Source organism: Sulfitobacter sp. (assembly GCF_041552635.1).
GTDB lineage: Bacteria > Pseudomonadota > Alphaproteobacteria > Rhodobacterales > Rhodobacteraceae > Sulfitobacter.
The window spans coordinates 1-10,750 of record NZ_JBFEKM010000142.1; the positions used below are offsets into that span (position 1 = coordinate 1).

At 58.8% G+C, this 10,750-nt stretch carries 12 protein-coding genes and 1 pseudogene; all 13 read right to left on the reverse strand.

Features of this window, described 5'->3' with window-relative positions; genetic code table 11:
• Nucleotides 1–1,110, reverse strand: a 1,110-nt coding sequence (locus ABYT07_RS15420; protein ID WP_372992931.1) for an NADH-quinone oxidoreductase subunit D, incomplete at its 3' end; no start/stop codon positions are given.
• A complete protein-coding gene (locus tag ABYT07_RS15425; RefSeq protein WP_037227038.1) occupies nucleotides 1,107–1,280 on the reverse strand; it encodes a hypothetical protein in 174 nt (57 codons plus the stop codon). The genes ABYT07_RS15420 and ABYT07_RS15425, both read right to left, overlap by 4 nt.
• The gene (locus ABYT07_RS15430) at nucleotides 1,280–1,885 is read right to left on the reverse strand and encodes an NADH-quinone oxidoreductase subunit C (protein WP_372992932.1); all 606 of its coding nucleotides are present in this window, start codon (nucleotides 1,883–1,885) and stop codon (nucleotides 1,280–1,282) included. Before ABYT07_RS15430 ends, ABYT07_RS15425 begins: the two co-directional genes overlap by 1 nt.
• 9 nt (nucleotides 1,886–1,894) lie before the next feature.
• Entirely contained in the window at nucleotides 1,895–2,431 is a 537-nt protein-coding gene (locus tag ABYT07_RS15435) for an NADH-quinone oxidoreductase subunit B family protein (RefSeq protein WP_093732620.1), read from the reverse strand.
• Nucleotides 2,422–2,787, reverse strand: coding sequence for an NADH-quinone oxidoreductase subunit A (locus ABYT07_RS15440; RefSeq protein ID WP_008227902.1), 366 nt, complete (start codon nucleotides 2,785–2,787; stop codon nucleotides 2,422–2,424). The genes ABYT07_RS15435 and ABYT07_RS15440 overlap by 10 nt, the downstream gene beginning before the upstream one ends.
• Before the next feature lie 171 nt (nucleotides 2,788–2,958).
• Nucleotides 2,959–3,858: an NAD-dependent epimerase/dehydratase family protein gene (locus ABYT07_RS15445; protein ID WP_372992933.1), complete on the reverse strand. Its 900-nt coding sequence runs from the start codon at nucleotides 3,856–3,858 to the stop codon at nucleotides 2,959–2,961.
• 39 nt (nucleotides 3,859–3,897) lie between these two features.
• Nucleotides 3,898–4,680, reverse strand: a complete 783-nt coding sequence (locus ABYT07_RS15450; protein ID WP_372992934.1) for a crotonase/enoyl-CoA hydratase family protein — start codon at nucleotides 4,678–4,680, stop codon at nucleotides 3,898–3,900.
• A complete protein-coding gene (locus ABYT07_RS15455) occupies nucleotides 4,680–5,537 on the reverse strand; it encodes a hydroxymethylglutaryl-CoA lyase (RefSeq protein ID WP_372992935.1) in 858 nt (285 codons plus the stop codon). Before ABYT07_RS15455 ends, ABYT07_RS15450 begins: the two co-directional genes overlap by 1 nt.
• A gap of 53 nt (nucleotides 5,538–5,590) precedes the next feature.
• Nucleotides 5,591–6,244 carry a glutathione S-transferase family protein gene (locus ABYT07_RS15460; protein WP_372992936.1) on the reverse strand — a complete coding sequence of 218 codons (654 nt, stop codon included), beginning with the start codon at nucleotides 6,242–6,244 and terminating at the stop codon, nucleotides 5,591–5,593.
• Entirely contained in the window at nucleotides 6,241–8,190 is a 1,950-nt protein-coding gene (locus tag ABYT07_RS15465) for a biotin carboxylase N-terminal domain-containing protein (RefSeq protein WP_372992937.1), read from the reverse strand. Before ABYT07_RS15465 ends, ABYT07_RS15460 begins: the two co-directional genes overlap by 4 nt.
• Nucleotides 8,190–8,606, reverse strand: a complete 417-nt coding sequence (locus tag ABYT07_RS15470; RefSeq protein WP_372992938.1) for an ASCH domain-containing protein — start codon at nucleotides 8,604–8,606, stop codon at nucleotides 8,190–8,192. Before ABYT07_RS15470 ends, ABYT07_RS15465 begins: the two co-directional genes overlap by 1 nt.
• Before the next feature lie 10 nt (nucleotides 8,607–8,616).
• Nucleotides 8,617–10,221: a carboxyl transferase domain-containing protein gene (locus ABYT07_RS15475; RefSeq protein ID WP_372992939.1), complete on the reverse strand. Its 1,605-nt coding sequence runs from the start codon at nucleotides 10,219–10,221 to the stop codon at nucleotides 8,617–8,619.
• 34 nt (nucleotides 10,222–10,255) lie between these two features.
• Nucleotides 10,256–10,750, reverse strand: a pseudogene (locus tag ABYT07_RS15480) (AMP-dependent synthetase); the annotation flags it as partial.

Sequence of the window (10,750 nt, forward strand, 5' to 3'; positions counted from 1 at the left end):
GCGGATTTTCGCGCGGTAAGGTTTGTTTGACCCGTCCGCCACAAGGTAGACGCCGAATTCGCCTTTGGGAGCTTCGACGGCGCAGTAAACTTCGCCAGCGGGGACGTGGAACCCTTCGGTGTAAAGCTTGAAGTGGTGGATCAGACTTTCCATGTCGGTCTTCATCGCTGAACGCGACGGCGGCGTAATTTTGCCACGGGCAAGAATATCGCCCTGACCTTCGGGTGCGCGCAATTTGACGATGGCCTGCTGGATAATAGAGATCGACTGGCGCATTTCCTCCATCCGGACAAGGTAGCGGTCATAGCAGTCGCCATTCACTCCGGTCGGAATCTGGAAATCAAATTCATCGTAGCATTCGTAGGGCTGCGCACGGCGCAAGTCCCACGCAAGGCCGGAACCACGGACCATGACGCCCGAAAAGCCCCAGTCCTGAATGTCTTGTTCGGTCACGATGCCAATGTCGGCGTTGCGCTGTTTGAAGATCCGGTTTTCGGTCAGCAGTTTGTCGATATCGGCCATGAAGCCGGACATGAATTTATGCGACCACGTTTCGATATCATCCAGCAAGGCCGGTGGCAGATCTTGGTGTACACCGCCGGGGCGGAAATAAGCGGCGTGCAGACGGGCACCGCAGGCGCGTTCATAGAAGATCATCAGATCTTCGCGTTCCTCAAACCCCCACAATGGTGGCGTGAGCGCGCCGACGTCCATCGCCTGTGTCGTAACGTTCAGCAGATGCGACAGGATACGGCCGATTTCAGAATAAAGCACACGGATCAGCGACGCGCGGCGCGGGACTTCGACGCCGGTCAGCTTTTCGATCGCCAGACACCAAGCGTGTTCCTGGTTCATCGGGGCCACGTAATCAAGCCGGTCGAAATACGGCAGGTTTTGCAGATACGTGCGGCTTTCCATTAGCTTTTCGGTGCCACGGTGCAGCAGGCCGATATGCGGATCGCAGCGTTCAACCACTTCGCCGTCAAGCTCTAGCACCAGACGAAGAACCCCGTGGGCCGCAGGATGCTGCGGGCCAAAGTTGATGTTGAAATTGCGAATTTTCTGTTCGCCTGTCAGGGCGTCTTCAAAACCTTTGGTGCCGTCCATCATTTACGCTCCAGCTCGGTCAGTTTGAGGCCCACCCACCACAGCAACGCAATCGTGCCAAAGGGGACCACACAGGCCACGGACCAATATTTGTTAATGCCAAAAAACGGCAGAATCTTCACCATCGGGATGATTGTCAGGGCCGACAGGATGAACCACCAGATGCCGCCCATTATTTGGCCGCCTCTTTTTCGTCACCGGGAAGGATGTATCCGGCCCCTTCCCAAGGGGACATGAAATCAAACTGGCGATATTCTTGAACCAGCGACACGGGTTCATAGACGACGCGTTTTTCGGCCTCGTCATAGCGGACTTCAGTATAACCCGTCGTCGGAAAATCCTTGCGCAGCGGGTGGCCACGGAAACCATAGTCCGTCAGCAAGCGACGCAAATCGGGATGGCCGGAAAACAGGATGCCAAACATGTCGAAAACTTCACGCTCGAACCAGTTGGCCGACGGATGGATATCAACGATTGACGGAACCATTTCTTCTTCGCGGATGGCGACGCGCAGACGGATGCGGTGGTTCTGGTACATAGACAGGAAATGGTAAACCACGTCGAAACGCTTGGCCCGACCGGGGTAATCCACCGCCGTAATATCGACTAAGGACGAGAACCGGCAAGTTGCGTCGCCCTTGATGAATTCAACCAGCCCCGGCAGGTTTGCCTTGGTCACATCCATGTTCAGCTCGCCATGCGAGATGTCCCAGCCCAGGATGCAATCGGGGCGTTTCGCTTCGAGATAGGCACCCAGTTCGTTCAGTTGCTCTGACATATCGGACCCCTAGCGAACAATTGTGCCGGTGCGGCGGATTTTGCGCTGCAGCTGCATGATACCGTAAAGCAGCGCCTCAGCTGTCGGAGGGCAGCCCGGCACGTAGACATCGACCGGCACGATGCGGTCACAGCCACGCACAACAGAGTAGCTGTAGTGATAATAGCCGCCGCCATTGGCACAAGACCCCATGGAAATCACATAACGCGGCTCAGGCATCTGGTCATAGACCTTGCGCAAGGCCGGTGCCATCTTGTTGGTCAACGTGCCCGCGACGATCATCAGGTCGGACTGGCGCGGCGACGCGCGCGGCGCGGTGCCGAAACGTTCAAGATCATAGCGCGGCATCGATGTGTGCATCATTTCGACAGCACAACAGGCCAGACCGAATGTCATCCAGTGCAGCGATCCGGTGCGCGCCCAGTTGATGATATCCTCGGTCGAGGTCAGCAGGAAGCCTTTGTCCTGCAGTTCCTTGTTCAGGTTCTGGGTGGCCACATCGCGGTCCATCCCGGCCACATTGGCCCCGGCGGCTGCTACTGCCATTCCAATGCTCCCTTTTTCCACTCATATGCAAAGCCAGCGGTCAACACCGCCAAAAACACCATCATCGACCAGAAACCTGCCATGCTCACGTCTTGGAATGCGACCGCCCAAGGAAAGAGAAATGCAATTTCGAGATCGAAAATAATGAACAAAATCGACACAAGGTAGAAGCGCACATCGAATTTCATCCGCGCATCGTCAAATGCGTTAAAGCCACATTCGTAGGCCGACACCTTTTCGGGGTCAGGATTGCGCACGGCCAACACCACCGCAGACAGTATCAGCACAAGGCCCAGACCAACGGCCACAGCCAGAAAAATAAGGATCGGAAGGTATTCCCGCATCATCTCGTCCAAGGGGAGGCTCCTTTGCGTGTGTGGCGCGGCATCGCGCCTTGCCCATCAAGCGGTGAACTTGATGGTTCTCGGTTTACTCCGCTGTCTTGTCAGGGTCAACCAAGCCCGCCACATTTGAACTGTTCTGTTTTAACGCACCATGAACAGCGGTTTGCAGATAGTGTCCGATGCCTATTCCTTGGTCGCCCTGATGTGGTTCCGCCAACCGTGCTGCGGGGCAAAGCCCACCATATCGCGCGCCTTTTTGTTGCTGAAAAACGTTTCGTTTTCACCCATTTCGCGCGTTTTCGGGACGCCTGCATAGTAGCGGTCGATCAATTCCGCCGTGGTCAGATCAACTGAATGATCGTCATTGGCGACATTGAATACCTCAAACCCCAAGCCGTCTTTTTGCAAACAGCATTCGACCATCTGCCCCAGATCGCGCGCATCAATATAGGCAAAGATGTTGCGGCGGCGCTGGTCCGGTTCATGGATGAAATCCGGAAAAATCTTTGCATATTCATCCGGTTCAATAACATTGTTGATTCGAAGCCCGTAAACATCCGCCCCCGTGCGCGCCTGAAAACTGCGCGCTGTCACCTCGTTGCACACCTTCGACATGGCATAGCTGTCATGGGGCACGGTGGGGTGATCTTCGTCGATGGGGATATAGTCCGGCTTGATCTCGCCATCAGCGAAACAGATCCCATAGGTCGTCTCGGAGGAGGCAAAGATCACCTTGCGGATGCCCGCCTTGAGCGCTGCATCAATCACATTGTACGTGCCGATCGTATTGATCCGGAACGCTTCGTTGTCGGTTCGCAGCAAAATGCGCGGGATCGCGGCAAAGTGAACAACGGCGTCGAATTTAGGCAGACCGGAACCGGCTTCCAATTCGCCCAAATTGGCATAGCTTTGCATCACATCGGCCATCTGTCCCGCATCAGAGATGTCAGCGATCCGATTGTCGACGCCTGGATGATCGAACGGCAAGAGATCGACGTTCAGGATCTGGTGGCCTTGCGCCAGCAAATAAGGGATCACATGCCTGCCCGCCTTGCCAGTACCGCCGGTAAATAGAATGCGCATGAAATTCCCCATATCTGTTCAAAGCTGATGGCCCTGCCTTCAGGCCATCCACGCGGCCTTGCGCTTGTCAAAAAACGCACCGATTCCCTCGGCGGCCTCGTCAGTTTCCCACCGCGCGGCGAGGGCTGCAATGGTGTGGTCAACGACGTCGGCGTCAATCCGTGGCCCCAGATCTCGCGCCAACTGCTTGGCTGCGGCGACCGCGCCGGGCGCGCAGGACAGATATGGCTGGACTTCGGCCTCTATCGCCGTCTCCAGATCAGCGGCGGGGACGACCTTTGCAAGCAACCCCAGATCAACCGCTTCGGCCGCCCCGAACAGCCGTGCCGACATGAACACACGCCGCGCGCGACCTTCGCCCATGCGCGCCAGCACATAGGGGCCGATCGTCGCCGGGATGATCCCCAGTCGCGTTTCGGTAAAGCCCATCTTCAACGTGTCGACACCGATCGCCACATCGCAGACTGCTGCCATGCCGACACCGCCACCAAAGGCATTGCCCTGCACCCGCCCGATCAACGGCTTGGGCAGGGTGTTCAGCGCGCCCAACATCGCCGCCAGCTTGCCCGCTTCGGCAGACCGCGTCGCGGCGTCCATCTCGCGCTGCGCCTGCATCCACCCCAGATCACCACCCGCGCAAAATGATTTACCCGCACCTGTCAGAACCACAACGCGCACGGCGTCATCTTCTGCCAGTTGCGTGGCTGCGGCGGTCAGTTCTGAAATCATCTGCGCAGACATGGCGTTGTGTTTGTCCGCCCGCGCAAGGGTCAAAACAGCCACGCCGCGCGCATCGGTTTCGACCGTGATCGTCTCGCACATCAGCCAACCCTCATCTGTTGTGCCATGGCGGCGGCCTGTTCGATCACGGCCTGATCCAACCCGGTTACATAGCCAAGGGCGGTCAGATGCGCATTCACCGCTTCGGTCGCGACATTGCCCGCCGCACCGGGTGCAAACGGACATCCCCCAAGCCCGCCGACAGCGGCATCAAAGACCCGTACCCCCATCGACAAGGACGTATCGATGTTGTCCATCGCGCGCCCGTTGGTGTCATGGTAATGCCCCGCCAAACGGCCAACGGGCACGACATCACGCACCGCCAGCAACATCTTGGCAATCGTATCCGGCGTGCCCGCACCGATTGTATCGCCCAAAGACACCTCGTAGCAGCCCATCGAAAACAAGCGGTCCGCCACTTCGGCAACCTTTTCAGGCGCAATCGCCCCGTCATATGGGCAGGCCACCACGCAGGACACATACCCGCGCACAGGCATATCGACATGGCGCGCCTCTTCAAGGATCGGCGCAAAGCGCTCGAACGCCTCTTCGATGCTCGCATTGATGTTCTTGTGGCTGAACCCTTCACTCGCCGAAGCGAATATCGCAATCTCATCGGCCTTGGACGCCACCGCATCCGCATATCCGCGCAAATTTGGCGTCAGCGCGGCGTATCGCACCCCGTCGGCCCGCGTGATCCCCTCCAGAACCGCGCCGGACCCCGCCATCTGCGGCACCCATTTCTGACTGACAAAACTGGCTACCTCAATCCGCGAGAACCCTGCCCGGCTGAGTAAATCCACCAGTGCAATCTTTTCGGTCACCGGAATTTCACGCGCCTCATTCTGTAACCCGTCCCGTGGCCCCACCTCGAAAATCTCGCAAACGCCCTTGTCCATGTCAGTCCCTCCCCTTCATTTTGCCAAATAAACTCAAGATTCCTTCGCCCGCCTCAAACGATCGGCCAAGGTTCAAAAAACCTCTGGTCAAACAAGGTTTTCCCCGTGGGCAGCGACTTCACAAACCCGTCCCGCTTGGAAATCCGTTCGAACCAAGCAGCCACATTGGGATGATCATTGGTCTTGGCAAAATACTGCCCCAGATAAACCGCTTGTCCCACCCCGATATCTGCCGCCGTAAAGCCGCTATTCAAAAGATATTCCTGTCCCGCCAGACGTGCCTCAAGAGCATCATAGCACTTGTTGATCCGTGCGGCTTCAAGTTTCATGACAATGGGGCTGCGCATCGCATCATCGCGCAGCGCAATGTGCTGTTGGGTCAAGGCCGCGCAATGCTGGCTGATGGTTTCGGCGAAATGCATCCACACCAGCCAGTCCTTGCGTTCTGGCGTGCCAGGCATCCGGCCCAACCCATCGGGGCTGAACACTTCGCACAGATATTCCCCAATCGCGCCGGTCTCGAAAATCGTCTCCCCGTCGATCTCAAGCGATGGCACCCGCCCCGCTGGCGAAATCGTCAGATAGGCAGGATCGCGCAGGGACTTGTCAAAAGGGTGCAGCACCACCTCGAAGGGGACATCCAATTCATGTAGCAGCCAAAGCGTGCGCATAGAGCGGCTTTGTGGGACGTGATGCAGTTTGATCATGCAGCAACCTCGGCCACCTCGGCCTCAAGCCGGACAAGGGCGGCACCCGCTTCGACCTGATCGCCTGCGATGGCCAGCACCTCGGCCACTATACCATCCCGTGCGGCCAGCAGGCTGTGTTCCATCTTCATCGCCTCAAGCACCGCCAGACGGTCACCCTTGGCCACGGCTTGGCCCACAACGGCATCCACACTGCGCACCAGACCCGGCATGGGGGCTTCGACCAGATTGCCGTCGCCATGGCCACCAGCGGCGCGGGCCAACGGGTCGATCACATCGAACACCAGACCATAGCCGTCAAAAACCGTGACCTGACCAGAGTGTACCGCAACTGCCGCAGCGGTCTGCCCGCCGACTTGCCAACCAGTCCCGACACGCTGGGCCACGACTTCGGTCCCATCTACCAGCCAAATCTGTTTGTCTGCCGAGACGACTTGAACCTTCAACAGATGGTCCTCACCGCCCCAAGACAGACCGACCTGACGCAGCAACGGTTGCCACAAGCTGAAACCCGCATCCTCTGCCGGGTCCAGCAACGCCAAAGCGGCCATGCCCGCCAAAGCCATATGACGCCGCTGCACGTCAGGTGCGACGGTAAGACTGTCGATCTCGCGACCAATCAGCCCGGTATCGACATCGCCCGCAGCAAAGCCTTCATGCCCCGCCAGCGCCCCCAGAAACGCAAGGTTCGTCACGGTGCCGCCGACTTCACAATTGCTGAGCGCAGAGCGTAATCTGGACAGCGCAACATCGCGCGTCGGGCCATGCACAATAATCTTGGCAATCATCGGGTCGTAGAACGGGCTGATCGTATCGCCTGCCCGCACGCCGCTATCTGCACGGCAGCCTTGCTGGAATACCAGATGCGTCAGCGTACCGGTCGCGGGCAGGAACCCTTTCGGCACATCCTCGGCATAAAGCCGCGCCTCAAAGGCGTGCCCCTGAATGCCCAGTTCGTCCTGTCGCTTCGGCAGGCTTTCCCCTGCCGCAACGCGCAATTGCCATTCCACCAGATCAACGCCCGTGATCGCCTCGGTCACGGGGTGTTCAACCTGTAGTCGTGTGTTCATCTCCATAAAGAAAAACCCGTCAGGGCGCAGACCATCAGACCCGTCTACGATGAATTCGATGGTGCCGGCACCGGCATAGCCGATCGCCTCGGCCGCCGTGACGGCCGCCTGCCCCATCGCATCGCGCATTTCCAGCGTCATGCCGGGGGCAGGTGCTTCCTCGATCACCTTTTGGTGGCGGCGCTGCAGCGAACAGTCGCGCTCGAACAGATGCACCGCATGGGTGCCGTCGCCGAAAACCTGCACCTCGATATGGCGGGGCTTGGTCACGAATTTCTCGACCAGCACATCGGCGTTGCCAAAGGCTGTTTTCGCCTCGGACCGCGCGCTGTCCAGTGCAGCCTGAAATCCGCTCGCCGCCTCGACCAGACGCATGCCCTTGCCACCGCCGCCCGCGACGGCCTTGATCAGCACCGGATAGCCAATTTTATCGGCCTCGGCTGCCAGCAACGCATCGTCCTGATCGGTGCCGTGATACCCCGGAACGACCGGAACACCTGCCTTTATCATCAAGGCTTTAGCAGCATCTTTTAACCCCATCGCGCGGATCGCCTTTGCAGATGGCCCGATAAACACCAGCCCTGCCGCTTCGACCGCATCCACAAAATCCGGGTTCTCGGACAGAAATCCATAGCCCGGATGGATCGCCTGCGCGCCGGTATCCAGTGCCGCCTGAATGATCACATCGCCCCGCAGATAACTGTCCGCCGGGGCAGAGCCGCCGATATGCACCGCGGTATCGGCCATCGCGACATGCTTGGCCGACCGGTCTGCGTCCGAATACACCGCCACACAACGCACGCCCATCGCTTGGGCCGTTTCCATCACGCGGCAGGCAATCTCGCCACGGTTTGCAATTAAAATTGTATCAAACATCAGGCGTAGTCCTCGATCAGGGTGAAGCGTTCGCACATTAACTTCATGTCAGACTTGAATCCGCCGGTGCGGTGGAAATAGGCTTCATAACTGGCGCGCCAATGCTCAAGATCACGGAACTCGCCTTGTGCGGCGACAAATTCGGCGTCCATCTCGTTGAAACGGCGGGTGGAAACTTCAACCGTCTCTACCATAAAGGCAGGCGTGCCATCCCAGTTCAGCGCAATGTCGCGGCGGCCGACTTCGGGGTATGCATCGCCGCCTGCGCCATAGGCCGATGCGGCCTCGCAGGTGGCGGTCTTTTTGCCGGCACGCACCAAGGCAATGATTTCGGCGCATAGTTTCGGGTTGTCGCCAAAGCGGAATGTTTCCGCGTCAGGATTGGCATCGACGATCTCTTGTAATGTTTTTGTCATGGCGATCCCCTTACATCCGGAACACGCCAAAGCGTGTGTCCTCAATCGGTGCATTCAAACTGGCCCTCAGCGACAACGACAGCACATCGCGGCTTTTGCGCGGGTCGATCACGCCGTCATCCCACAGCCGCGCCGAGGCATAAAGCGGATGGGATTGTTCTTCGAACATATCAATCGTGGGCTGCTTGAATTTGGCCTCTTCTTCGGCGCTCCAGCTTTCGCCAGCGCGTTCAATCGCGTCGCGTTTGACCGTGGCCAAAACCCCTGCCGCTTGTGCGCCGCCCATCACGGATATCCGCGAATTCGGCCATGTCCACATAAAGCGCGGGGAATAGGCCCGCCCCGCCATGCCATAATTGCCCGCCCCGAATGATCCGCCCACCAGCATGGTGATTTTCGGCACGTTGGTGGATGCTACGGCAGTGACCATCTTGGCCCCGTGCCGTGCGATGCCTTCGTTTTCGTATTTACGGCCCACCATGAAACCGGTGATATTTTGCAAGAACACCAGCGGGATTTTGCGCTGCGAACACAGCTCAACGAAATGCGCGCCTTTCTGTGCGGATTCCGAAAACAGAACGCCATTGTTGGCGATGATGCCCACAGGGCAGCCTTTGACATGGGCAAAACCGCAGACCAACGTTTCGCCATAGCGCGATTTGAATTCGTCAAACCGGCTGCCATCGACCAGCCGCATGATCACCTCGCGGATATCGTAAGGCGTGCGCAGATCGGCAGGCACCACGCCCAACATCTCGGCAGGGTCATAGGCGGGCTCTTCGCTGAGTTGCCATTGCACCGTTGCAGGCTTGGCGCGGTTGAGGCCTGCCACAGCACGACGCGCAAGCGCCAGCGCATGGGCGTCATCCTCGGCCAGATAATCAGCCACACCGGACAAACGCGTGTGAACATCACCGCCGCCAAGGTCTTCGGCGGTCACGACTTCACCTGTCGCGGCTTTGACCAGCGGCGGACCGGCAAGGAAAATTGTCCCCTGTTCCTTCACAATAATCGACACGTCGGACATGGCAGGCACATAGGCTCCGCCCGCCGTACACGACCCCATCACGACGGCAATCTGGGGGATGCCCTTGCCGCTCATCCGCGCCTGATTATAAAAAATCCGGCCAAAGTGGTCACGGTCGGGGAACACCTCGTCCTGATTGGGCAGGTTCGCGCCGCCGCTGTCGACCAGATAGATGCAGGGCAGATGGTTTTCCTCGGCGATTTCCTGGGCGCGCAGGTGTTTTTTGACGCTCATCGGGAAATAGGTGCCCCCCTTTACCGTCGCGTCATTGCAAACGATCATGCAGTCGATGCCATGCACCTGCCCCACGCCCGCGATCACGCCCGCACAAGGGGCAGCGCCGCCATAAAGCCCGTGTGCGGCCAGCCCGCCGACCTCAAGGAAAGGCGATCCGGGATCGAGCAGGTTCGCCACCCGTTCTCGCGGCAGCATCTTGCCACGACTCTCATGGCGGGCGCGGGATTTCTCTCCGCCTCCGAATGCGGCGGCCTCGGCGGCGTCGCGCACGGTTTGCAACGCGTCAAGATGGGCGGCTTCGTTGGCTTTGAAGCCTTCGGATGAGGGCAGCGCCTGCGAGGTCAGCTTCATGTGGGTCTCCTTGAATGGGGTCGTGTGTCGGCGGTCATTGGGTTTGCTCGGCAATGGCGCGCGCCTTGAGGTCCTTGCGGATCACCTTGCCCGTGACGGTCATGGGCAGCGCGTCCAGAAAGGTAATTTCGCGGGGATAGGAATAGCTGGCCAGACGGGTTTTGCACCAGTCTTGCAGAATTTCGGCATCCACTGCGCTGCCCTCTTTACGCACGACGTAGGCTTTGACGATTTCGGTGCGCAGGGCGTCGGGCTTGCCCACAACACCGCAGGTCGCAACATCCGGATGGGTCATCAGACAATCTTCAATCTCGGCTGGGCCGATGCGGTAACCGCTTGATGTTATCACATCATCCTCGCGGCCGACAAAGCGCAGATAGTCGCCTTGCCAAATGCCGCGGTCGCCGGTGATCATCCAGTCGCCTTTGAATTTCTCGGCGGTCGCTTCGGGGCGCTGCCAATAGCCCAGCATCATCGCCGCCGATCCCCGCCGGATCGCGACATCGCCCTCGTCGTTTGTTGGCACGCC

Bases quoted from the DNA above. Each gene is read 5' to 3' on its own strand.
- ABYT07_RS15425 (WP_037227038.1), bottom strand. From the start codon at position 1,280: ATGGGCGGCATCTGGTGGTTCATCCTGTCGGCCCTGACAATCATCCCG.
- ABYT07_RS15430 (WP_372992932.1), bottom strand. From the start codon at position 1,885: ATGTCAGAGCAACTGAACGAACTGGGTGCCTATCTCGAAGCGAAACGC.
- ABYT07_RS15435 (WP_093732620.1), bottom strand. From the start codon at position 2,431: ATGGCAGTAGCAGCCGCCGGGGCCAATGTGGCCGGGATGGACCGCGAT.
- ABYT07_RS15445 (WP_372992933.1), bottom strand. From the start codon at position 3,858: ATGCGCATTCTATTTACCGGCGGTACTGGCAAGGCGGGCAGGCATGTG.
- ABYT07_RS15450 (WP_372992934.1), bottom strand. From the start codon at position 4,680: ATGTGCGAGACGATCACGGTCGAAACCGATGCGCGCGGCGTGGCTGTT.
- ABYT07_RS15455 (WP_372992935.1), bottom strand. From the start codon at position 5,537: ATGGACAAGGGCGTTTGCGAGATTTTCGAGGTGGGGCCACGGGACGGG.
- ABYT07_RS15460 (WP_372992936.1), bottom strand. From the start codon at position 6,244: ATGATCAAACTGCATCACGTCCCACAAAGCCGCTCTATGCGCACGCTT.
- ABYT07_RS15465 (WP_372992937.1), bottom strand. From the start codon at position 8,190: ATGTTTGATACAATTTTAATTGCAAACCGTGGCGAGATTGCCTGCCGC.
- ABYT07_RS15470 (WP_372992938.1), bottom strand. From the start codon at position 8,606: ATGACAAAAACATTACAAGAGATCGTCGATGCCAATCCTGACGCGGAA.
- ABYT07_RS15475 (WP_372992939.1), bottom strand. From the start codon at position 10,221: ATGAAGCTGACCTCGCAGGCGCTGCCCTCATCCGAAGGCTTCAAAGCC.